A 23813-nucleotide genomic window follows, 5' to 3' on the forward strand; every position below is an offset into this window, starting at 1 on the left:
GATGCTAATTGCCGTTATGCGGGAACAGATTGCAGGTGGCAGCTCAGCGCATCCTTGGCGAACTCGTCCACCATCACCGCCTCCCTACGCGCCGCATCGGCCTGCTGCCACTGCGCGAACTCCTGTGCGTCGATCACCTTTTTATCCCTTGCCTGCGGCCACAGCTCGGCCTCGATGGTCGAGGTCAGTTCACCACTCTTGAACGCCGCCCGCACCCGCTTCTCCAGCGGCTCAAGGGCGATCTGCAATACCAGGGCCTGCTCCAGCCGCGCCAGGGCCTGACTGTCATCGGTGGGCACATACAGGCCACGGGTCAACCGGTCGCGCGCCTCGGAGGGCGACAACAGGATATCCGCACAGCGATGGCCGAGGATGTCGCTGGGCCCGGTATAGGGTTTACCCAGCGGGAACACCAGTCGACGCAACACCCAGGCCACCGGCCGACTGGGAAAATTCTGCAACAGGCCAGTGAGACCCTGTTGCATCTCATACAGGGCGTGATCACACACCCACTGCAACAGGGGCAGATCCTCCTGCGGCCGGCCCTGATCCTCGAAGCGCTTCAGCGCCGCCGAGGCGAGGTACAGATAACTCAGCACATCGGCCAGCCGGCCGGATAATTTTTCGCGTCGCTTGAGGCTGCCGCCTAACACCAACAAAGCGGCGTCCGCGACCAACGCGAAGGCCGCGCTCATCCGCGTCAACTGCTGATAGCAACCCCTTGAGGGTCCGCGCACCGGCGCTGCCGCCAGTCGCCCCCCGCTCAGCCCCAGCCACAGACTGCGCACGCCGTTACTGGCCGCAAAACCGACATGGCCCCACAGGGCGGCATCAAATGCTGCGCCATCATCCTGCGCCGCCGCCTGCATTTCGCGAAACACGAAGGGGTGACAACGGATCGCGCCCTGGCCAAAAATAATCAGACTGCGGGTGAGAATATTGGCGCCCTCCACGGTGATACCGATGGGGATGGACTGATACACCCGGCCCAGCAGGTTGCGCGGCCCCATGCAGATGCCACTGCCGCCGTGCACATCCATCGCATCGTTCACCACCTGACGCATACTTTCCGTTAGATGATATTTCACCACCGCGGAGATCACCGACGGGCTCTCGCCCAGATCCACCGCCGAGGCGGTGAGGGTGCGCGCCGCGTCCATCATGTAGGTCAGGCCCGCAATGCGCGCCAGCACCTCCTCCACCCCCTCAAAACGGCCGATGGGCGTCTTGAATTGCCGGCGCACCCGCGAATAGGCGCCGGTGGCGCGCGAGGCCAGCTTGCCCGCGCCGGTGGACAGGGCCGGCAGTGAAATCGAACGGCCGGCGGCCAGACACTCCATCAACATGCGCCAGCCCTGGCCGGCCCGCGGCGCGCCGCCGATCAGCCAGTCCATGGGGATGAACACATCCCTGCCGCGATTCGGACCGTTCATAAAGGCCTGGTTGAGCGGGAAGTGGCGCGCGCCGATCTCCACTCCGGGGGTGTCCACCGGAATCAGTGCGCAGCTGATGCCCAGCTCTTCCTTCTCGCCCAGCAGATGCGCCGGGTCGTACAGCTTAAAGGCTAGGCCCAGCACCGTGGCCACCGGCCCTAAGGTAATGTAGCGCTTCTCCCAGTTCAGGCGGATACCCAGCACGTCGCGCTCGCCATTGAAATCGCCCCGGCACACCACGCCGCTGTCGGTCATCGAGGCGGCATCGGAACCGGCCTCGGGCGAGGTCAGCGCAAAACAGGGGATGTCTTCACCGCGCGCCAGACGTGGCAGATAGTGGTCCTTCTGCGCCTCGGTGCCGTAACGCAGCAACAGCTCTGCCGGACCCAGCGAGTTCGGCACCATCACCGTCACTGCGGCCGACACCGATCGGCTGGAGATCTTCATCACCACCGAGGAATGGGCGAGGGCGGAGAATTCCAGCCCACCGTAGTGCCTGGGGATGATCATGCCGAAAAATCCCTGCTGCTTGATATAGGCCCACACCTCGGGCGGCAGGTCACGGTCTTGCTGGGTGATGGTCCAGTCGTCGATCATCTGACACAGAGTTTCGGTGGGGCCATCGAGGAAGGCGCGCTCCTCCGGGCTGAGCTTCGGCGCGGGCGTGGCCAGCAGCTTTTCCCAGTCGGGCTTGCCGGAAAACAGTTCCCCGTCCCACCACACGCTGCCGGCCTCCAGTGCCTCGCGCTCAGTGTTCGACATGGCAGGCATGATCTTTTTGAACAGAGTGAAGGCGCGGTCACTGAGCAGTCGGCGACGCAGCCCCGGCAGATTCAACGGTACGGCGATGCTCAGGAATAACAGCCAGTAGAGACTCTGTTGCAGCCCGCCCAGCCCACCCCACGCGCCGGCGGCCAGCAGTAGTGCGCCCAGACTGGCCGTACCAATGATCAGTGGCAGGCGCAGATACAACGCCAGACACAGTGTCGCCAACAACAACCCTGCCCACATAACGGACATTAGTGATCCCCTTCTGGTTTGTTTTTCGGACCGTGGCCATCAACCGATCGCGGCCCGGGATTTTCCATCAGCACCGGCGCGGCGCCATCCACCCCCGGCAGAAAACACTCCGTCTCGTCGTTGCAGACGACGCCCTCGGTGTCCCACGGCAGCTGGCGATAAACGGCGATATCATCCAGCCCCAGCATCGGATACTTGATGATCTGAAAATAGGGCGAGGTGTCAAAGTCGCGCGGCACATACAGCCGGGTATTGCGTTTAAACAGCCTGATGGTGCCATCGGCCGTGCGCCGCGCCACCGGCAGGATCGGGAAATGGATGGAGCTGAACGCGGCGGCAATCATCGTCGAGCAGATCGTGCGCGTGGGCAGGCCGATGTTGTGTTCAAACAGGCTGGAGCGCCAGCGCCGCGGCAGGATGCCGTAGGGGAACAGAAACCGCGCCAGGTCGAGCATCTGGCGCACGTCATAATCATGCCCCAGGTGCTTGGCCGCGAACGCCACCACCTTGCCCACATCGGGCCGGGTCAGCCCGGTGGGACGACAGATACGTACGTGATCCCCGGCATAGTCTTTGAGCGGGCTGATGATGGTGCCCTTGCCCAGCAGCGGCTCGATCACCAGCTGATCATTGGGGTCGCCGTCATACAGCCAGCCGAGATGTTCCCGCGTGACCGGGTCCTCGATATCGTGGAGGCGGCCGATGTACAGCGCGGAATGGGTCCACTGACTCTGGGTAATGGTCTTGATCACATCACTGACCCGCGAACGCCCCTCGATCAGCAGTACATCACAGGGCCGGATCTCGAAGCTGAGCCGCTCAAAGTCACATTGCGGCACATCGGTGGCCGCATGCTGATGGGTCAGCCAGCCGATGGCCTGATTCGCGAGCCAGTAAAAGGGCCTCATACAGCTAGTCGCCTCTGAAAAATGGTGTTTTTGCCTGTGTCATGTCTATTCGCCGCTGCCGGTCATCCTGATTGACGCGCCCCACCCTTCCCTCATTATCCTAAATTTAGATGGATTACCGCGCCACACATTACATCGGCTGATCAGGCCAGTGAGTCGGTGGCGCCTCACCACTAATGGCGGCATAAACGCCATTTTCTCTAGGCGTCTGTCTACAGATATCCATAACACTAAATAATGGTCGGGCGCCCGCCGATCCACGCAAACCTTTATTGCAACACCCATTACCGCACCAGTCACCGCACCCCTGGGCATGAGGTTCGGAAACCGGCCTGGGATAGGGTAAAATACGCACACTTATCATCCACCTGGCCGTCATGATCGCCAGAGGGAGATCTAATTTGCAACAGGTAACCATCGTGACCACAGACGCCACATCTCACCGGACAGACCACACCATCGGCCGCTATCGGCGTCTACTGTATACGCATTCCTTCCCGCTGCTGGGCCTCGGCCTGCTCTGCCTGGTGATGATCACCGCGACCGTGGTGGCCACACAATCCCCGTCGCCCGCCCCCCGCACCGCCGGACTGACGCCGGAGCATCACCCTCAAAAGGTCCGCGCGGAGAGCGCTGCCTCCCTGCAAGAGCTGTTTGAGGCCAGCCGTTATGAATGGCCACCGCGCGGCCAGCACAGTGTGCCACCGCTGTTATTGACCCGGCTGCCGGAGGATTTCGACCAGCTTGAATCACCCAACCAGCGCCGCGAACTGTTTTTGCGCGCCCTGCTGCCCATTGTGCTGATCGAAAATCGCCGCCTGCGCGAACAGCGCGCCCTGGCCGCCTGGTTGCTTAACGGCAACCTGCCCGCCGCCGACAGCCCCCTGTATGCCTGGCTCACCGGGCTGGCACAGCATTTCCGGGTACGCGGGGACATCAGCCAGCCCGCCGTGCGTGAACGCCTGCTGGGGCGTCTGGATGTCATCCCCCCGGCCCTGGCACTGGCGCAGGCCGCCATCGAATCCGGCTGGGGGAGTTCGCGCTTCGCGTTGCAGGGCAACAGCCTGTTTGGCCAGTGGACCTTCGACGACGACAAAGGCCTCGAGCCCGAGCAGCGTGCGGATGAGGCCACCCATCTGGTCGCCAGTTTCCCCGACCTGCAGGCCTCGGTGCGCGCCTACATGCGCAATCTCAACACCGGCAACGCCTATCACGAATTTCGTACCGCCCGCGCCGCAAGCCGCGCGGCGGGGCAGGCCCTGCAGGCCGGCACGCTGGCGACTCACCTGCACCGCTATTCGCAACGGGGCGACGACTATGTCGAGGAGATTCGCCGCATTATCCACAGCCCCTCCCTCGCCCTGCTCGCCGACGCCAGCCTCGGCCAGCCGCCACAGACCCTGGCGGCGAACAGCGATCGCTCCCACGCCGGCGGCTAGCCCGCCTTTCTCCCCGCCCAGACCCGGCAGCCTCCTAGGGATTTAACCACAGATGGCTGAACCAGTAATAGCGACCCGGCTGGTCAGACGGGGCCGTGCAGTTGTAGCGACTGCGACCCGGCGGCAGAGCCTGCGGGGCCTGCAGCTCAAAGTGCCGCGCCGCGCGGTCCCGCCATTGCACCTCGACCCGGCCCTGTCCTGAGACAAAACACGACAGCTGCCCCAGCCGCGCCGTACTCTCGCCCAGCCGAATCGACAGGCGCGGCGCACTGGTCTCCGCCAGTGACAGCCTGCCCAGCTGCGGCTCCCACGGCTCGACCTCCAACAGGGGGAAGGCCAGGCTCTGCACCTTTTGCCGGAAATCCGGCAGGGCCGCGAAAGCCTCGGCCATGGGGAAGCGCGGCAGTGCGCGGCTATCCGCGCCCAGGCCGATGGGGCCAGACTGCTGGCCGAAGGCGACCAGCCCCATCTCGCGCACCAGCGCTGCCAGGGCCGTGTTGTATTCACCGTAGGGATAGGCGAACAGCGTGGGCGTCTCCCCCAGCTCTTCACCGATGCGGCGCTGCGCACGCGCCAGATCCGCGCGCAGGCGCGCCCGCCACTGCTGCTGCGTCTCCTCGGGCAACAACCGCACCAGATAGTCATGGGTGGCCGAGTGATTTTCAAACCGGGCGCCGTGGGCCTGCATCTCCCGCATCTGCTGCCAGTTCATATAGGCCTTGAATCCGCGATCCACCCCCTCGGTGGCGACAAACACCGTAAACGGCCAGCCCCGTTTTTTCAGCCGGGGATAGGCCTCGGTGTACACCGACTTATAGGCATCATCAATGGTGATCGCCACCACCCGCGCGGGGAAGGGCCGCCTGGCCACCACATATTCCACCACCCGGGTGAGCGGCCAGACCTCGTAGCCCGCCTCGGTCAGATAGTCCAGATGGGCGTCAAACTGCGCCAGGCGCACATTGGTGGAGGGGTGTTCCTGCACACCAAAATGGTGGTACATCAACACCACGGCCTGTGATTCCTCGGCCTGAGCAGCCGGCGCCAACAGCGGCAGCAGCGCGGCAAGCAGTATCCCGCCGAGGTACTTTCTCATTGCTGTTTTCATTATTTCTCTCATTACTCTCTGCATTAACGTCTGCATCACCATCCGCATTATCGTCAACATCCCATGCCGCCCGGGCAGGCAAACACACGACATTATTCCCCGCTCCGACAGGCCCGGATCAACCGCCGACCGCGCGGCGGCCATAACATTCTGCGATCCAGTCTCTCACAAAACCATCGACCTCTGTCTCGCCCGCGAACGGTTGTGGCCACCAGGGCAAACCGCTACTCTTGGCGTATTCATTGACACTCACTGTGTCCCGTCTCGGATAGGGCAGCAACAGGGAAACGCACCAACACCATGCGCAGTTGTAGACGGCACCGTTCTGACATCCCCATCGACTTCCAGCTCGAGGAGCTGGTGACCGAGGGCAGCGACTACCTCAAAAATGTCAGCCATGGCGGGCTTGCCTTCAAGACCCGGATCGCCCTCCCGCCGGGCGCCACCATCCGCGTAACAATCCCGCTCACCCAGCCGGTGTTTCAGGCCATCGGCAGGGTCACCTGGTGCCATCCTCACCAGCATGAGTTTGAGATTGGCGTTCAGTTTCTGGACCAGGGCGATGGCTTTCGCGCACGCATGGTCGACCAGATCTGTCATATCGAACACTATAAACAGGCCGTGCTCGAAAACGAGGGCCGACAGCTGACCGGTGAACAGGCCGCGATTGAGTGGATCGAAAAATATGCCACTGAATTTCCCGGCGAGGCTGACGCTAATAACGACTAACTGCAACTATTTCCCAACAACACGCACCAATAATCGGACCACCGTCAATGAGCGAAGACCTGCACAACATTCTCGACAACGTAGAGCACCTCGTGTCCCTACCCGCCGCCTGTGTGCGCCTCAATGAACTCATCGACGATCCCACCAGCTCCGCGGACGATATCAGCCGCGTGATCAATCAGGATGTCTCCCTGACCGCTCGCCTGCTGCGCGTGGCCAACAGCCCCCTCTACGGTTTCTCTACCCAGATCGACACGGTCAGCCGTGCCGTCACCGTACTCGGCACCCAGCAGGTGCGTGACCTGTCACTGGCCACCGCGGCGGTAAAGACCTTTAACGGCATCCCCAACAATCTCGTCTCCATGGAGAGTTTCTGGGAACACAGCATCCTGTGCGCGCTCTGTGCGCGCCATCTGGCGATGGAGTGCATCAAGCGCCAGCGTGAGGCCGTGTTTGTCGCCGGCCTGCTGCACGATATTGGCCAGCTGGTGATGTATCATCTGCTGCCCGATCTGTCGCGTCAGGTGCTTGAGGCCTGTCTGGATGGCCCGAATGAACTGGAGTCCCAGGAGGCCGAGCGCGACATCATCGGTTTTGACCACGCCGAGGTCGGCGGCGAACTGGCGCATCGCTGGTCTCTGCCGACCCTCATCCAGGAATGCATCGCCTATCACCACAATCCCGAGGCCGCACAACAGCATCGGGTGGAAACGGCGGTGGTGCATATCGCCAATAGCATCGCCACCCTGGCGGAACTGAACACTACCGAGCTGAGTAATGCGCCACGCATCCATGCCATTGCCTGGGAACTCACCGGCCTCGACGAAAGCATCATCGAGCCCACCATCGCCAGTGCCCAGGCCCAGATTGGTAGCGCCCGCGCACTCTTCCTTGAGAAATAGTGGCCTTTAAAACCAGGCTTTATTCTTGAGTCACATGAAAAAGCCCGTATCCCTGGGTAGGGATACGGGCGGCATTTTCAATCCTGCCTGAGTCTGTCGTTTAAAAACTGTGGTGCGATTTCGCCCCGGACTTCACTCGGAAGAGACTGCCATCACATCGCCAGCGCGATCCGCGTACGCTCGCCCGCCTGCATCTCATCCAGCAGGGCCACGGCACCCGGCTCACCCTGGGCAGCCGCCAGATTCAGCCAGAAGGTGGCCTGATGGGTGTCGCGCTGCACGCCATCCTCGCCCTGGGCATACAGACGACCCAGGCTCAGCTGCGCCAGCGCATGGCCCTGTAGCGCGGCCTTTTCCCACCAGCGCAGGGCCATCGCTACGTCCTTTTTCACACCCTGACCCTGTTGGTACATACCGGCCAGCACATGCTGGGCGTCGGCACTGCCCTTTTGCGCAAACACGTCCATCTCGGAGGCGGCGATCTGATACAGGCGCACACTTTCCTGCGCATCGGCCTTCACACCCTCGGCGCCGCGCTCATACAGCCCGCCCAATTTGTAGTAGGCCTCGGCATGGCCCTGTTCGGCAGCCTTGCGATACCACTCGACGGCGGCCTTGGCATCACCCTGTTTTTCCGCATAGATATCGGCCAGGGCGTATTGTGCCTGCATTACTCCCTTTTCTGCCGCCTTGCGCGTCCACTTCAGGGTCTCCTGGTCGACATTTTTTGCATAAATCTTGTTTTCTGAAAACAGGCGCATCAACATGTGCTCGGCACCGGTATTCCCTGCATCCGCCGCCTGGGCGAAGGCCTGCTGGGCCTCGGTATAATTACCGATGGCGTAGGCCATGAGGCCATCCTCATAGGCATCGGCCTGCACCGACATCGCCGCCGCGCCCAATGACAGGCCAATAAACAGGCTTTTCCAGACATTCAGTTTATTGGGGCATGTGCCGCTGTTAATGCCTGAACGACGGACTGAATGTTGGGCGGTGTTGTGAATGGCGGAAGTCATGGTTGCTCTCCTGCAATGACGGTTTAATGATTGTGTGTTTCGTTTCATGTCTGTTGCGAGTCTTTGCGTCTGTTTATGCTGATTGCTAAAGGTGGCTCTTTTGTTTTTGTGATTACGATCACGGTATTAATTTGCTTTTCATATTTCAGTACAAGCTATTCAGCAAACAGGTGCTCATTTACGCGGTTTGTGGTAAAAAGATAGGCCAGCTTGCTAATTATTAAAAATAATAAAGAATGCTATTTATTCTAATAATCGTATAAGGGGTGCTGCGGTGAAGCTGCAACAACTACGGTATATCTGCGAAGTCGCCCGGCGCGGGCTCAATGTCACTACAGCGGCGGAACGGCTATTCACCGCCCAGTCGGGGATCAGCACCCAGATTCGGCTGCTGGAGGAGGAACTCAATACCCAGATCTTTGAACGCCACGGTAAGCGCCTGACCGGGGTGACCCCGGCCGGCGAGACCATCATCGCCATGGCCGAGCGCATTCTCACCGAGGCGGAAAATATCCGTCAGGTCGCCCAGCAGCTCAACGATGAGTCCAAGGGCACCCTGTCCATCGCCACCACCCATACCCAGGCCTACCACGCCCTGCCCGAGGTCATTGCCAGATTTTCCGAGAAATATCCCGATGTGAAACTGCGCATCCACCAGGGCGATGCCCAGCAGATTCACGAGATGCTGCTGAACCGCACCGCCGACGTGGCGGTGACCACCGTCAGTCGCAATATGCCCAACGAGCTGGTGATGCTGCCCTACCGCGAATGGCATCTGGCGGTGATCACGCCGCCCGACCACCCCCTGACCCAGGAGCCGGTGCTCAGCCTCGAAGCGCTGGCGAAGTATCCCCTCATTACCTATGACCACGAGGTCGCCGGCCGGAATGCAATCAACCAGGCCTTTACCGACGCCGGCCTGCTCACCAACATTGCGCTCACCGCACTCGATTCGGACATCATCAAGAAATACGTCAAGCTCGGCATGGGCGTGGGGCTGATCGCCGAAACGGCACTGGAGGAAAGCGGTGAAACAGAGCTTGCGGTGCTGTCGGCCGAACACCTGTTCCGCCCGAGTACCAGCTGCATCTGTGTGCACCGTGGGCGACACCTGCGCGGCTTTGTCTATTCGTTCATCACCCAGATCACGCCCCAGCTCAGCGATGACGCCGTCGAGGGTATTCTGCGTTGGGAATCCACCAAGGGCGATAATTCCTCAGCGGAATAGGCCTGGTCGGCTAACCCCCGCACCACAGCAGACCACGGAAAGCCATCATGGAAAATCGCATCACCGACCTGGAAATCCGCATCACCCATCAGGAGGCGGCGATGGAGGAGATGAATGATGTGCTGCTGGCGCAACACCGGCTGATCCAGCAGCTACGCACGGAGCTGGCCCACCTGCAACGCCAGCTACGTGACATGAATACCAGCCACATCGCCGACGCTGCCGATGAGACGCCTCCGCCCCACTATTAAACCGGATGGCCCCTGATAGGCCCCTGAATACATTCGGCACAACTGCGGTAGACTGCCTCTCACCCCAACCCCGCTATGCGGATCTGTGTTCAGGATCCGCGGTGAACACACCATGCAAACATTGACCCCACACACCTCCATTGATTGCCGCCGGCGATGAGCGATTTCCTCTGGCTGGCATCGCTCGGCCTGGGCCTGTGGTACTGGTGGGACTCGGTCCGCACCCAGGAGCTTGCCCGCAGCGCCGGTAAGCGCGCCTGCCAGCAGGCCTCGGTGCAGTTTCTCGATGACAGCGTGGAGCGCAAGCGTCAATGGTTGCGCCGCAATGCGGGGGGACGCATCCAGCTCTGTCGTCTCTATTTTTTTGAATTTACCAGTGATGGCGCCGAACGCTATGAGGGCCGCATCGTGATGTTCGGTCAGGGGGTGCGCGAAGTGGAGATGGACGCCTACCGCATGCCGCCGCAATGACGGCCTGGCGAGCGGCGCCTATTTACTTACGCCAGAACGCCGGCGTCAACAACACCAGCACCGTGAAAATTTCCAGCCGCCCCAGCACCATCGCAAAACACAGAATCCATTTTGCCGGTGTGTTGATGTCACCGTAGTGCGCGCCCACCTCGCCCAGGCCTGGGCCGAGATTATTGATGGAGGCCGCCACGGCCGAAAAGGCCGTCACCTGGTCCAGCCCCGTCATCATCACCAGCAGCAGCATCACCGCAAAGGAGGCCACGTACAGGGCAAAGAATCCCCACACGGCATTCACCACCGGCTCTGACAGGGACTTGTTACCGACCTTGACCGGAATCGTCGCGTTGGGATGGATCAGCCGCGAGATCTCGCGCATCCCCTGTTTGATCAGCAACAGAAACCGGATGACCTTGAGCCCGCCGCCGGTGGAGCCGGCACAGCCACCGATGAAACTGGTGAACAGTAACAGTACCGGCAGAAAACCCGGCCAGTTGTAATAATCCGATGTGGTAAATCCGGCGGTGGTACCGATCGAGACCGCCTGGAATATGCCGTGATGGATGGCATCCGGCAGACTGTCAAAGGTCCCGCTCTGATAGAGATACAGGCTGGCGATGCTGGCGCTGACCGTCAGCACGAAAAAATAGGTGCGCACCTCCTGGTCATAAAAATAGGGCTTTAGGGTTGTCCCCCGCCAGGCCAGAAAATGCAGCGCAAAGTTGATGCCTGCCAGCAACATGAACACCACCGCCACCAGTTCAATCGCCACGCTGTTAAAATACCCGATGCTCGCGTCATGGGTGGAAAAGCCGCCAATGGCAATGGTGGAAAAACTGTGGGCGATGGCGTCAAACACATCCATGCCTGCCATCCAGTAGGCCAGGGCGCAGGCTACCGTCAGGCCCAGATAGATATACCACAGGGCCTTTGCCGTTTCGGTGATGCGCGGCGTCAGCTTGTTGTCCTTCATCGGTCCGGGGGTCTCGGCACGGTACAGCTGCATGCCACCGATGCCCAGCATAGGCAAGATGGCCACCGCCAGAACGATGATACCCATGCCGCCCATCCACTGTAGCTGCTGGCGATAAAACAGGATCGAGTGTGGCAGGTGATCAATACCGGTGATGACCGTGGCACCGGTGGTGGTCAGGGCAGAGAACGATTCAAATACCGAATCCGTCAGCGACAGGTGGGGGGTTTCAGACAACATAAACGGAATCGAGCCGGAGATTCCCAATACCAGCCAGAAAACCGCGACCACAATAAACCCGCCACGCAGCCGCATTTCCATTTTTATCCTGCGCACCGGGAACCACATCAACAGGCCGGCGGCGAGCGTGATAAAAAAGGCGGCAATAAAGGGGTAGGTCGCGCCGTCACCGTACCACAGGCCCACGGCCACAGGCGGCATGGTGGTAAAACTAAACACCATCAGCAACAGCCCAATAATGCGTTGAATCACTGGATACTGCATTGACTACATGCGCCCGCCGGGTCGAAGTTGCAGCCAGGGTGCAGGCTTCATAAAAACGTCACCCCAACCTGAAATAGCCGCTCAACATCAGGGATCCGCTCCTTGTCCACCACGAACAGGATGATGTGGTCTTCCGCCTGAATCACGGTATCGTGATGCGCAATAATGACCTCATCCGCGCGCACAATGGCGCCGATGTTGGTGCCCGGCGGCAGCTTTATATCCTCGATGGCGCGGCCCACCACCTTGGATGAGCGCGCATCACCGTGCGCGACCGCCTCGATGGCCTCGGCCGCACCACGGCGCAATGAATGCACAGCGGTCACATCGCCGCGCCTGACGTGCGCCAGCAGGCTGCCGATGGTCGCCTGCTGCGGCGAAATGGCGATATCAATCACGCCGCTTTGCACAAGATCAACATAGGCGGCGCGGTTAATCAGCGCCATCACCTTTTGCGCACCGAGCCGCTTGGCCAGCATTGCCGACAGGATATTCGCCTCATCTTCGTTGGTGACCGCGCAGAACACATCGGTGTGCTCAATATTTTCATCGAGCAGCAGCTCTTCATCGGCCGCATCACCCTGCAACACGATGGTTTTTCCCAACTCCTCAGAGAGGCGCTTGGAACGTTCGGGATTGTGGTCGATGAGCTTGACCTGGTATTTGTTCTCGAGCGCCTTCGCCAGACGCATGCCGATATTGCCCCCACCGGCAATAATCACCCGCTTCACCGGACGATCCAGCCTGCGCAGCTCTTTCATCACCACGCGGATGTGGCGTTTGGCGGCGATGAAAAACACCTCATCATCCGCCTCGATCACGGTATCGCCACCCGGCGCGATGGCATGTCCGCGCCGGTATATGGCCGCGACGCGGGTATCAATACCCGGCATGTGCTCGCGCAGCGCCTTCAGGGCCTGACCCACCAGTGGGCCGCCGTAATAGGCGCGCACGGCGACCAGCTGCACCTTGCCACCGGCGAAATCCAGCACCTGTAGTGCGCCCGGATGTTCAATCAGGCGCTGCACATAATCGGTGACCAGTTGCTCAGGGCTGATCAACACATCCACCGGGAAGGCATCCTGGGTAAACAGCTGGGGGTGGGACAGGTAACCCACGCTGCGCACGCGCGCAATTTTTGTCGGGGTGTGAAACAGGGTGTAGGCAACCTGACAGGCGACCATGTTGATCTCATCGCTATTGGTCACCGCCAGGATCATATCGGCATCTTCCGCGCCAGCTCGGGCCAGCACTTCAGGATGCGCGGCCTCTCCCACCACGGTGCCTATATCAAGCCGGTCCCGCAGTGTCTCGAGCTTTTTCTCGTCGATATCCACCACGGTAATATCACTGGACTCATTCGCCAGCACTTCCGCCACCGAGGTTCCGACCTGTCCCGCCCCTAAAATAATTATTTTCATTAATAGACAATCGTCATGATGTAACGGTTATTTTGATGGCTTCAAATAGCGACACATGCCGAGGCATGATTGAAGTTGGCTAGAAATATTGATTCTGACAGATTATGAATGATGGTTATTCCCGATGCGTTACTGATGTTGTAAGCGTGCCGGCTCAGCTGCTTCGGTGCGCATCGATACCCAGCGCTCGCAGCTTGCGATAAAGATTGGTCCGTTCCATGCCAACCAGCTTGGCCACCTTGCCCACACTGCCACCAACCTGCTGCAAATGGTATTCGAGATATGCCCTCTCAAACTGCTCCCGCGCCTGTCGCAACGGCAGATCAAATTGCGACAACATCATACTGCTGAGCAGCGGCGCTGACTCGGCCATCGCCGCATCCACCTCATCCAGCTCTACATCAGCATCCGGGCCCAGCACCAGCAGACGCCTCACCAAACCCTCTAGCTCGCGGATATTGCCCGGCCAATCATAGTGACGCAAGCGATTTTGTGCGGCCACGGTAAAATTCCGGTACGGCAGCCCCTCCTTGTCGACCAGCAGATTGACAAAATACTGCAGCAGCTCGGTGACATCCTCAACGTGATCACGTAGCGCCGGCACATGCACGGGCACCATATTCAGAAGATGATACAGGTCTTCACGAAATCGCCCGGTGCGAATCTCCTGTGCCAGGTCATAACGTGTCGCCGCAATAATGCGCACGCTCAACGGCACCGCCTTGTCACCATTCACCCGCACCCATTGTCCGGTGCTCAGCGCGCCATGCAGGCTCTGCTGCAGACCGGCATCCAGTTCCGCAATGTCATCCAGATACAGGGTTCCTTGCTGTGCCTGATCAAGGAATCCCGGAATAATCTTCGGCCCGTGATTCGCCGCGACCTCCTGGCCCAGCAACAATGCCGCGGACCACCCGTCACGCAGCAATTTGGTGTGGACATCCACAAAAGGACCGGCATGGCGGGCGCTACGCGCATGAATGTAGCGTGCGCAAAAGGCCTTGCCACTGCCCGCCTCGCCACGTATCAACACCGTGTCATCATGGCGGGCGAGCTTTTCCAGATGCTCGCGCAATAACTGTATTTCTACGCTTTTTCCAACCGGCGCAACCGTCATCACGGGCTCATGCCTTGGGCGCAGAGGCGTGTCACTTTTCGCCTCCTCCAACACCTGCTCCACGGTGTGCAATAATTTCGCCAGCGACAATGGCTTTTCAATAAAATCCCTGGCGCCGAGGCGGGTCGCCTCCACCGCCGTTTCCACGTTGCCATGTCCCGACATCATTACCACCGGCACATTTACCGCCAGCTCTTCCATTAGCTCTTTCAACAGACTGATGCCGTCGATGCCGGGCATCCAGATATCGAGCAAGATAAGATCCGGCACTCTCTGCCGCACCAGACGCCTCGCCGCCTCACCACTGTCAGCGACGGCAACGGCGTAACCCTCATCTTCCAGTATATCTTTTACCGAGGCACAGATATCCGGCTCATCATCGACCACCATTACATAGGGCTTCATGGCAGACACCACTTTCCGTTAGCTATCATTATCGCCCGGCCTGCACGCTGGTCAAGGGCAAGGCGGCCTCAGCCGACCTTACGGCAGGCAGGCGAACTACGAGTCGCGCACCACCATCCGCGCGATTTTCCGCATACAGCACACCGGAGTGTTCTTCAACAATACGCTTCACAACAGCCAGGCCCAGGCCACTGCCCTTCGGTTTACTCGTCGCATAGGGCTCAAATAATTTCTCCAGCATATCTTCCGGAATACCCGGACCGTTATCCTCGATGGATAAAACCACCCAGTCCTCCCCCTCAATAGTCACTCTCTCTAGCTGCAGATCCACTCTCGCGTCCGCAGTATCTGACAGAGATTCGATGGCATTACGAATGAGGTTGTGCAGCAGCTGACGTATACGCCCCGCATCAACTTCCACCAGCGGAATGACATCACCGGGCTGGAATGTTATCGCGACCTTTTGTTCTTCGCCGGCATACAGATCCAGCACCTCGCCTATCAGCACGGACAAGGCCATCGTCTGCATCTGCAGGTTGGGGGCGCGCGCATAGTCGGAAAAGGCCTGCACCATCTCCTTCATGGCCTGCACCTGCTGCACTATAGTGTGGGTCGAGCGATCCAGCACCTCTGCATCTTCCGGCGACATCCTGGCAAGGTATTTGTGTCGCAATCGTTCCGCCGACAACTGGATTGGCGTCAACGGGTTTTTTATTTCATGCGCCAGACGGCGCGCCACCTCGCCCCAGGCCGCATCCCGTTGAGCCTGGATCATCGCCGTCACATCATCAAACACGATCACATAACCCGAGGGCATGCCTTTTGTGCTGGGCAGCTTGGCCCCCTGACAGGTCAGGGTTTTATGCCCCGACGAACCCATCAGCGTCACTTCCTGGCGCCAGTCGTCGGGCACATTTTCAACATAACTTGAAACAGCAGCTAGAAAGGCCTGGATTTCAGGGGTTTCATTTTCCAGCTGGGATAACGTCTTACCAATCGCCATATCCATGTTTATTCCCAGCACCTGGCTTGCCGCCACATTCACTGCCCGCACCATCTGATTCTTGTCCAGGGTGATGACGCCGGACGACAGACGCCCCAGCACCGCACGCAGATAGGCCTGTTCCCGCTCAGCCTGATGCTGGCTTCGCACCGCATCGCGCTGGGCATCAGAGACCTTGTCCGTCATGTCGACGAATGACTGCACCAGCGAACCCAGCTCATCATTGCGGGTAATGGGCAGTTTCTTGTGATAATTTCCCGAGGCCACGGCGCGGGTACCAATCGCCAGTATCCTGATGGGAGCGACTAGGCGGCGGGCAAAGAAGAAGGCAGCCCATGCCGCCGACAACAGGGTGACCAGCAGCACCAGCGCCAGGGTAAAGCTGAAACTCTGCTTTAAGGGGTCGCGCAGATACACCAGTTCCTTGTACTTCGCGTAAGCGGACTGCACACTGTCTGCCAGCACGCTGACACGCGCATCCATCGGGAAAAGCGAAAACAATACCCGCGGGTCATCCGTCATACCGGGCGCATCAATCTGCACCGCCACCCGCACATGCAGCCCCAGGCCCTCAATCGGCGCCAAACCGACGTAGTTACCCTGCTCACGCACCTGGGACAGTGTTGCGGTATTCGGTTTCTGCGGAATAATCGAGGCATTGGTGCTGGAGGAGGCGATCACCCGACCGTTCGCCGTCAGCAGGATCAGCTCGCTGGCATGACTCGCATCCCGCAGCTCGTTCAGGTTAAACAATGCCATCGTGTCTGACACACCCTGCAGTCTCTCGGCCATCATGCGCGTCTGGTTCAGCCTGTCGCGCATGCGCATATCCAGCGATGAACGACTCAGTTCAAGCGCATCATCCATGGCGCGCTCGATGCGTACATCAAACCAGCTATCGATACCGCGCTGCAAAAAACCCAGCGAAAAATAAAACACGATCACCACTGGCACCATGGCCATCACCACAAAAATCGCCACCAGTCTAACGGTTAATCGTGAGCCGGTAGCCGCGCGGCGATACTGACGCACCAGACGTACGGCATCGACCCCGATCAGGCCCACCAGCACCACCAGGCCGATGACATTTACCACCACCAGCACCACGTGCATGCGGCCGAACTGGCCTGAATTTTCCATCGCCGCGCTGAGCAACCACAAAGAGCCGAGCATAAAAATGCCCATCACGATTACCGGCACCACGCTGGTGGACATCCGCCGCAGCCATACCAGAAGTCTAGCCATGGATTACAAAATACCTTTCAACACAATTCACAGGTCCCATGAATACCAACCACTGCTTAACCACCAGTCACTCGATACGTAGGCCTTTAACTGCAACGGCACTGGCAGGCTGGGCAGATCCAGGCGCGACCGGACCCTCACCTTGTAACGCTGATTCTGCTCCAGTAAATGCGCGTCCAAAATGGGTATGCGGTTAATGTTACCCATCGCATCCAGCGCATCGTCTAACGATGAATAGATGAATTGTGATCCGCTATTGAGATTGCGCAATAAATACTGCTCGGACAGGGCGTGATACTGAATCTCGTATCGTTGTTCGAGAGTGGCGATGACGTCGTCCCACAGATAACGACTTGGCGAATACACTTCGATATCCAGTACCAGGGTCAGGGATACACCATTCTCCAGCGCGGCCACCGCCACTTCGCTAAGCTGGTATTCGAGCCTTGCCTCCAGGTGATAGATCTCGCCTGACAACACCGTTTTCGCGTCGCGCACCACAAAATGCGCCGGCGCCGCAGCGATCGCGTTCGCAGACAGGCACAATCCGACCAGCGCCCATTGCAGCAATCTGGCCCTTGATCGCAGGCCTGCACACAGGGACTGCATGCCGCCCGGCGTTAAGATTTCTTCTCCAAACATGCGTAATAGAATCCGTCCATACCTGCTGTGCCGGACAACACCTGTCGCCCGAATTCCACTGCTCGCCCCCATTCCACCGTCAGCATCTTATGCCGCGCAGCGGGCTGCCGCGCAAGAAAGGCGGCGATCTGCTGTGCATTCTCCTGCGGCAACACCGAACAGGTGGCATACAGCAGCATACCGCCCGGCTTCAGCAAGGGCCAGATCGCATCCAGGATCTGCGCCTGCACGGCGACCAGGCCGTCGATGTCGGCCGGCTGGCGCAGCAGCTTGATGTCCGGGTGACGGCGGATCACCCCCGTGGCGGAACAGGGCGCATCCAGCAAGATGCGGTCAAAGGCCCGCCCGTCCCACCACGCCTCCGGCTGGCGCGCATCACCGACCACACACTGCGCCGACTTCCCCAGCCGCCGCAGATTCTCCTGCACGCGCGTCAGGCGCTCGGCATCGACATCCACTGCCACCATCTCCACCTCGGCCAGCTCCAGCATGTGCGCGGTCTTGCCGCCGGGTGCCGCGCAGACGTCCAGCACCCGCTGCCCCTCCGTCAGCGCCATCAGCCTGGCGGCCTGCTGGGCCGCCTCATCCTGCACCGAGACCCGCCCCTCTGCAAATCCCGGCAGCTGCGTCACATCCTGCGCCTCGCCGAGCACAATGGCGCCCTGCGTGAGCATCGATCCGTGCGCCGCGATCCCGCGCGCCACCAGCTCGGCCAGATAGTCGTCGGTCGAACCCGCTCCGGCCGCGCCCAGATTCACCCGCAGGCTCATCGGAGGGCGCTGATTATTCGCCGTCAACACCGCCTGCCAGTCATCCGGCCAGGCCTGGCGCAGGGCATCGATCAGCCACTGCGGATGCGACCACCGCCCCTCCTCTGTCTGCTGGACGTCTGCCAGCAACCCCTCACCCTGGCGCTGAAAACTCCTCAGCACGCCATTCACCAGCGCCCGCGCCCAGGGCTTTTTCAGCGCCGCGGTGGCCGCCACCGTCTCTGACACGGCGGCATGATCCGGCACCCGCATCGACATCAACTGATACAGGCCCAGCAACAGCAGCGCCTGCACATCGCCATCCTTTTCCTTGAGGGGTTTTTTCAGCAAGGCCGCCACCAGCCGCGACAGGCGGTGGTACTCGCGCAGGACGCCATAGGCCACCTCCTGGATCAGCGCCCGGTCCTCGGTCGCGGCCGGCGGCAGCGCCTCCAGGGCGCGCGACAGCGAGCGGCCATCGACCATCACCTGGGCGATGATGCGCGCGGCAATCGCTCGCGGGTTCGGTTTTGCGGCATTCATATCGGGTCGGTTTCGTTTTCTGACTTGGGTCTGATCGACGGCATCACTGGCCGCCGGTATTTTATCGCTCACGCCCCGGGCCTTCAGCCGAGCCGGCTGCCCCGCATGCTGTGTGCGCTGAGAAACTGCTCCGCACTGAGCACCTTGCCGCCGGGCAGTTGCAGTTGCTGCACCCGCAGGATGCCATCCCCCGTCGCCACGTCGATGCCCTCCCGCGACTCGGCCAGCACCGTTCCGGGGATCGCGTCGGTATCGGCCGGCAACGCCTGCGCCAGCCAGATGCGCAGGGTTTTGTCGCCCATCGGGGTAAAGGCCACCGGCCAGGGGTTGAAGGCGCGCACGGTGCGCGACAGCTGTTGGGCAGACTGCTGCCAGTCGATTTGTGCCTCCGACTTTTGCAGCTTCTCGGCATAACAGGCGCGCGCCTCGTCCTGGGCCACCGCCGCGGTGTCGCCCACTGCGAGCCGACCCAGGGTGTCGAGCAGGGCCTTTGCGCCCAGCTGCGCCAATCGGTCGTGCAGGGTTTCGGCGGTGTCGGCGGTCGCAATCGGACAGCGGGCCCGGTGCAGCATCGCGCCGGTGTCCAGCCCCTCGTCCATCTGCATGATGGTGATCCCCGTCTCCTCGTCCCCCGCCAGAATCGCCCGCTGGATTGGCGCCGCCCCCCGCCAGCGCGGCAGCAGGGAGGCATGCACATTGACGCAGCCCAGACGTGGCGCGTCGAGCACCGGCCTGGGCAGTATCAGCCCGTAGGCCACCACCACCAGCACATCGGCGTCCCGGTCGGCCAGCTCCTGCTGCACGCCTGCGTCGCGCAGGCTCACCGGCTGCATGACCGGCAGCTGATGCGCCTGCGCCAGCGCCTTCACCGGACTGGCGGTGAGTTTGCGGCCACGCCCGGCGGGGCGATCCGGCTGGGTATAAACCGCCAGCACCTCATGTTCCGAGTCCAGCAGGGCCGCCAGGCTCGTGGCGGCAAATTCCGGCGTACCGGCAAAGATGATTTTCAGGCCAGACGCCATGGGGATCCCTTCATTTGATTGGTGCATAGAGTTGCATCGCGTGATGCGAAACGGCGAGGCCGCTCGCTGACGCGCTTACAGGGTGTGCAGGCGCAGCTTCTCCATCTTTTTGCGGATACGCTTGCGCTTTAGCTCCGACAGGTAGTCCACAAACAGTTTGCCGTCGAGATGGTCTATTTCATGCTGTATGCACACCGCCAGCAGGCCCTGCGCCTCCAGCTGCGTGTGCTTGCCGTTGCGATCCAGATAACGCACGGTGACCGTGTCCGCCCGCGACACCATGTCGTAAATCCCCGGCACCGACAGGCAGCCCTCCTCCATCTCCTCGGCCCCGCTACGCTGCTCGATTTCGGGATTGATAAAACAGTGCGGCTCGCTCCTGTCCTCGGAAATATCGATGGTGATCACCCGTTTCAGCACATTCACCTGCACCGCCGCCAGGCCGATACCCGGTGCGTCGTACATGGTCTCGAACATATCATCGACCAGCTGGCGAACGTCGTCGTCAACCACCGCGACCAGCTCCGCCTTTTGGCGCAGTCTGGGGTCGGGGAAGTGCAATATGTTCAGTATCGACATGTGATCTCTTTCAAATTTGTGACACGGGGCAAAAGATATGATTAAACCTGCCGATATTATATCCGGTATCACCAGGCACGTCAGTGGAGATGCCTAAAAAACAGACATAATCGCCGTTTCAAATCAGGCTGAAGATTGACTTCTATCCTATTAATTCTATTACGCTTCACTGGAGTCTGACATATGATTCGTCTACACTCGAGCAAACCGTCAACCAGAGGGATCATCGTGTCGATGAAAGAGATATCTTTACCAAAATATCTGGGTTTGATCATCCTTGCTCTGGCCATCGCCATGACGGGAAACAGTTCGGTATTTGCCGACACCATTAAACTAAAAGCCAATCATCCGGACAAATACACGGTCGTCAAAGGCGATACGTTGTGGGATATTTCGGCGCACTTTCTGGAAAGCCCCTGGAAGTGGCCCGAGGTCTGGAGCTACAACCCGCAGATCAAAAATCCCCACCTGATTTATCCCGGTGACGTGGTCTATCTCGAATACGATGCCCAGGGCAAACCCATCCTGCGCGTCAGCCGTGGTCAGGCTACCGTAAAAATGTCGCCCGAGATCCGCGCCACCCGCGTCGACACGCCGGTCGCCAGCATTCCACTGGATGCCATCCAACAATTCCTGGGTGAGCCCCGGGTCTTGAGTCAACGTGAAATCGACAATGCGGGTTACATCATCTCCGGCAAGGACACCCGGATCATGTCCGGCTCCGGTGACCGCATCTACGCCCGCGGCCTGATTCCCGGCGAGGACCCCAATTCGACCTATGTGGTGCTGCGCATCGGCAAGGCCTATCGCAACCCCGGCGCAAAACCCGGCGACATTCTGGGCTATGAGGCCCTGCACGTCGCCGACGCCAAGGTTGAGGATTTTGGCGACCCTTCGACACTACGGGTACAGGACTCTACCCGCGAAACCATCATCGGCGATCGGCTGGTGCCGAAAAAGGCCAGCGGCCTGGACCAGGCCTTTATTCCTCGCCCGCCGGAAACCCCCATCGAGGGACAGATCATCTCCGTCATCGATGGCGTCTCCCGCATCGGTCAATTTCAGACCGTGGTCGTGAATAAGGGCAATCAGGACGGCCTCGAAGTCGGCCACGTACTGGCGGTCTTTCAACAGGGCAAAGAGGTGCGTGACTACAACAGCAAAAAACGTGGCGAGACGGTAACCCTGCCGGACGAACGCGCGGGTATCGTGCTGGTCTATCGCACCTTCGACCGCATCAGCTATGCCCTGGTAATGGAGTCTGATCGCGACATGGCGGTCTATGACGGAGTGCGTAATCCCTAACCCAGCAGTCTGTTACGCCTGGCCCAGGGAGGGGCCACCGTTTGCACAATTCACGCCTTATCGGCAACGCACCGTTACCGAACCCTGAACCCGCTCACTGCGACAACCTCCGCCACTGGCTGGCCCTGCTCCAGGCCCCCGGCATCGGCACCACTCGATTCCTTCGCATCCTTGAACAGGTTCCCGATCTGCCGACGCTGTTCGGCCCGCGCGGCGCCCGACTTACCGAGCCCAAACTCCCTACTGCGGTGCGCGCCTATCTGCAATCACCGGACTGGTATGCCGTCGACAAGATTCTGGCCTGGGCCGACGGCCGTGAGCGCCACATCCTCTCCCTTACCGACCCACGTTACCCCGCATTACTGAAAGAGATTCCCGATCCGCCGCCGGTGCTCTATGTCCGCGGCGATCCGAACCTGCTGAATCAGACCCAGCTCGCCATGGTCGGCAGCCGCAACCCCAGCGCAGGCGGCCGGCAGATTGCCCACGACTTTGCCCAGAGCCTGAGCAATAACGGCTTCACCATCACCAGCGGGTTGGCACTCGGTATCGATGGCGCCTGCCACCAGGGTGCACTGGATGCTGGCGGCCACACCATCGCCGTTGCCGGCACCGGGCTGGACCGTATCTATCCCGCCCGCCATCGCGAACTGGCGCACAACATCCTCGAACGGGGGGCTATCGTCAGCGAATTCGCCCCAGGCACACCCCCCGTCGCCAGCAATTTTCCCCGCCGCAACCGCATCATCAGCGGGCTCAGCGTGGGCACCGTGGTGGTGGAGGCCGCCCTCAAGAGCGGCTCACTGATCACCGCCCGCCTGGCCGCCGAGCAGGGCCGCGAGGTCTTTGCCATCCCCGGCTCGATTTACAACCCACTCTCCCAGGGCGGCCATTACCTGATCCAGCAGGGCGCAAAACTCACCGGCCAGATTTCGGATATTCTCGATGAGCTTCTCCACCTGATCGCGCCCTCTCCCGCCCACGCGTCCCCCAACGCCATCGCCGACCCTGGTGTCGAAAACGACACCACTCCTGTTTACCCTCCCTTACTTGAAAATATGGGTTTTGAACCCACATCTATAGACACCCTGGTAGAGCGCAGCGGATTGACGCCAGAGACCGTTTCCTCCATGCTGTTGACACTAGAGTTACAGGGAATCGTAACCTCAAGCGGTGGCTTATTCAGTCGCGTCGGGTAGCTGGCACAGGCACAAATCTGAACCGATCTGTCCTGTCACACAACACACAAACGAGATAGTAGGTAGCCATGAAAGAAGACGTACTCGACGTACTGATGTATCTGTTCGAGAACTACATGGATGATGAAGCCACGATGAATGGGGATCCTGAAACTCTCAAACATCAGCTCATGGAGGCCGGCTTTCTCAGCACCGAGATCAACAAGGCCTTCACCTGGCTAGAAGACCTGGCCGTCCTTCAAGAGGCCGGTTTCAATGCACGCCCCGCCCTCACCAGTCACTCCATCCGGGTCTACAATCCCCTTGAAGAGGAAAAGCTGGACGTCGAGTGCCGTGGCTTTCTGATGTTCCTGGAACAGATGGGTGTCCTGAACGGTGCCAGTCGTGAGCTGGTCATCGACCGCATCATGGCGCTGGAATCCGACGAGATTGACCTGGATCAGGTCAAGTGGGTAGTGCTGATGGTGCTGTTTAATCAGCCCGGCCTGGAAGAGGCCTTCACCTGGATGGAAAACATGGTGATGGTGGAGTTCCAGCAACCCCTGCACTGAGAGCCTGTAATAAAGAGAGCCTGTAATAAAGAGAGCCTGTAATAAAGAGAGCC

The 23813-nt window shown here is 60.2% G+C and carries 21 protein-coding genes; 9 read left to right on the forward strand and 12 right to left on the reverse strand.

Annotated features, from left to right (window positions below; genetic code table 11):
- Positions 1–14: 14 nt before the first annotated feature.
- Both RRB22_03770 and RRB22_03775 read right to left on the reverse strand, forming a co-directional pair.
- Entirely contained in the window at positions 15–2453 is a 2439-nt protein-coding gene (locus tag RRB22_03770; GenBank protein MDT8383510.1) for an acyl-CoA dehydrogenase, read from the reverse strand.
- Entirely contained in the window at positions 2453–3361 is a 909-nt protein-coding gene (locus RRB22_03775; GenBank protein MDT8383511.1) for a YiiX/YebB-like N1pC/P60 family cysteine hydrolase, read from the reverse strand. Before RRB22_03775 ends, RRB22_03770 begins: the two co-directional genes overlap by 1 nt.
- A gap of 419 nt (positions 3362–3780) precedes the next feature.
- Between RRB22_03775 and RRB22_03780 the strand changes: the two genes are divergently transcribed.
- Entirely contained in the window at positions 3781–4800 is a 1020-nt protein-coding gene (locus tag RRB22_03780) for a glucosaminidase domain-containing protein (protein ID MDT8383512.1), read from the forward strand.
- Positions 4801–4834: 34 nt separating this feature from the next.
- Here RRB22_03780 and RRB22_03785 read toward each other — a convergent pair whose 3' ends face one another.
- Positions 4835–5908, reverse strand: a complete 1074-nt coding sequence (locus tag RRB22_03785; GenBank protein ID MDT8383513.1) for a polysaccharide deacetylase family protein — start codon at positions 5906–5908, stop codon at positions 4835–4837.
- Positions 5909–6208: 300 nt separating this feature from the next.
- On the opposite strand from RRB22_03785, the gene RRB22_03790 reads away from it, so the two are divergent.
- Together RRB22_03790 and RRB22_03795 are read left to right on the forward strand one after the other, a co-directional pair.
- Positions 6209–6637, forward strand: a complete 429-nt coding sequence (locus tag RRB22_03790; protein ID MDT8383514.1) for a PilZ domain-containing protein — start codon at positions 6209–6211, stop codon at positions 6635–6637.
- 47 nt (positions 6638–6684) lie between these two features.
- Positions 6685–7539 carry an HDOD domain-containing protein gene (locus RRB22_03795; GenBank protein ID MDT8383515.1) on the forward strand — a complete coding sequence of 285 codons (855 nt, stop codon included), beginning with the start codon at positions 6685–6687 and terminating at the stop codon, positions 7537–7539.
- Between the two features lie 152 nt (positions 7540–7691).
- On the opposite strand, the gene RRB22_03800 is transcribed toward RRB22_03795, so the two are convergent.
- The gene (locus tag RRB22_03800; protein ID MDT8383516.1) at positions 7692–8555 is read right to left on the reverse strand and encodes a tetratricopeptide repeat protein; all 864 of its coding nucleotides are present in this window, start codon (positions 8553–8555) and stop codon (positions 7692–7694) included.
- Positions 8556–8829: 274 nt separating this feature from the next.
- Between RRB22_03800 and RRB22_03805 the strand changes: the two genes are divergently transcribed.
- The 3 genes from RRB22_03805 to RRB22_03815 all read left to right on the forward strand — a co-directional run bounded on the left by RRB22_03805 (position 8830) and on the right by RRB22_03815 (position 10505).
- The gene (locus RRB22_03805) at positions 8830–9783 is read left to right on the forward strand and encodes a LysR substrate-binding domain-containing protein (protein MDT8383517.1); all 954 of its coding nucleotides are present in this window, start codon (positions 8830–8832) and stop codon (positions 9781–9783) included.
- A 47-nt stretch (positions 9784–9830) separates the two neighbouring features.
- Entirely contained in the window at positions 9831–10034 is a 204-nt protein-coding gene (locus RRB22_03810) for a SlyX family protein (protein MDT8383518.1), read from the forward strand.
- Between the two features lie 156 nt (positions 10035–10190).
- A complete protein-coding gene (locus RRB22_03815; GenBank protein MDT8383519.1) occupies positions 10191–10505 on the forward strand; it encodes a DUF3301 domain-containing protein in 315 nt (104 codons plus the stop codon).
- 22 nt (positions 10506–10527) lie between these two features.
- Here the strand turns inward: RRB22_03815 and RRB22_03820 are convergent, their stop codons facing one another.
- The 8 genes from RRB22_03820 to def all read right to left on the reverse strand — a co-directional run bounded on the left by RRB22_03820 (position 10528) and on the right by def (position 20705).
- Positions 10528–11979, reverse strand: a complete 1452-nt coding sequence (locus tag RRB22_03820) for a TrkH family potassium uptake protein (protein MDT8383520.1) — start codon at positions 11977–11979, stop codon at positions 10528–10530.
- Positions 11980–12026: 47 nt separating this feature from the next.
- Positions 12027–13400 carry a Trk system potassium transporter TrkA gene (trkA, locus tag RRB22_03825; protein ID MDT8383521.1) on the reverse strand — a complete coding sequence of 458 codons (1374 nt, stop codon included), beginning with the start codon at positions 13398–13400 and terminating at the stop codon, positions 12027–12029.
- Positions 13401–13554: 154 nt separating this feature from the next.
- Complete coding sequence (locus tag RRB22_03830) at positions 13555–14922, reverse strand: sigma-54 dependent transcriptional regulator (GenBank protein ID MDT8383522.1); 1368 nt, start codon at positions 14920–14922, stop codon at positions 13555–13557.
- 28 nt (positions 14923–14950) lie between these two features.
- A complete protein-coding gene (locus RRB22_03835) occupies positions 14951–17170 on the reverse strand; it encodes an ATP-binding protein (GenBank protein MDT8383523.1) in 2220 nt (739 codons plus the stop codon).
- Between the two features lie 27 nt (positions 17171–17197).
- The gene (locus tag RRB22_03840; GenBank protein MDT8383524.1) at positions 17198–17812 is read right to left on the reverse strand and encodes a DUF4390 domain-containing protein; all 615 of its coding nucleotides are present in this window, start codon (positions 17810–17812) and stop codon (positions 17198–17200) included.
- Positions 17791–19104, reverse strand: a complete 1314-nt coding sequence (rsmB, locus tag RRB22_03845; protein MDT8383525.1) for a 16S rRNA (cytosine(967)-C(5))-methyltransferase RsmB — start codon at positions 19102–19104, stop codon at positions 17791–17793. Before rsmB ends, RRB22_03840 begins: the two co-directional genes overlap by 22 nt.
- A gap of 83 nt (positions 19105–19187) precedes the next feature.
- Positions 19188–20126: a methionyl-tRNA formyltransferase gene (fmt, locus tag RRB22_03850; GenBank protein MDT8383526.1), complete on the reverse strand. Its 939-nt coding sequence runs from the start codon at positions 20124–20126 to the stop codon at positions 19188–19190.
- Between the two features lie 75 nt (positions 20127–20201).
- On the reverse strand, positions 20202–20705 hold the full coding sequence (def, locus tag RRB22_03855) for a peptide deformylase (GenBank protein MDT8383527.1): 504 nt from the start codon (positions 20703–20705) through the stop codon (positions 20202–20204).
- A 234-nt stretch (positions 20706–20939) separates the two neighbouring features.
- On the opposite strand from def, the gene RRB22_03860 reads away from it, so the two are divergent.
- The 3 genes from RRB22_03860 (at position 20940) to RRB22_03870 (ending at position 23760) form a co-directional block, all read left to right on the forward strand.
- Entirely contained in the window at positions 20940–22010 is a 1071-nt protein-coding gene (locus RRB22_03860) for a LysM peptidoglycan-binding domain-containing protein (GenBank protein ID MDT8383528.1), read from the forward strand.
- A gap of 41 nt (positions 22011–22051) precedes the next feature.
- Positions 22052–23209: a DNA-processing protein DprA gene (gene dprA / locus RRB22_03865; protein ID MDT8383529.1), complete on the forward strand. Its 1158-nt coding sequence runs from the start codon at positions 22052–22054 to the stop codon at positions 23207–23209.
- 68 nt (positions 23210–23277) lie between these two features.
- Positions 23278–23760, forward strand: a complete 483-nt coding sequence (locus RRB22_03870) for a DUF494 family protein (protein ID MDT8383530.1) — start codon at positions 23278–23280, stop codon at positions 23758–23760.
- Positions 23761–23813: the final 53 nt, after the last annotated feature.

It is taken from the genome of Gammaproteobacteria bacterium, assembly GCA_032250735.1.
Lineage (GTDB): Bacteria > Pseudomonadota > Gammaproteobacteria > SZUA-152 > SZUA-152 > SZUA-152.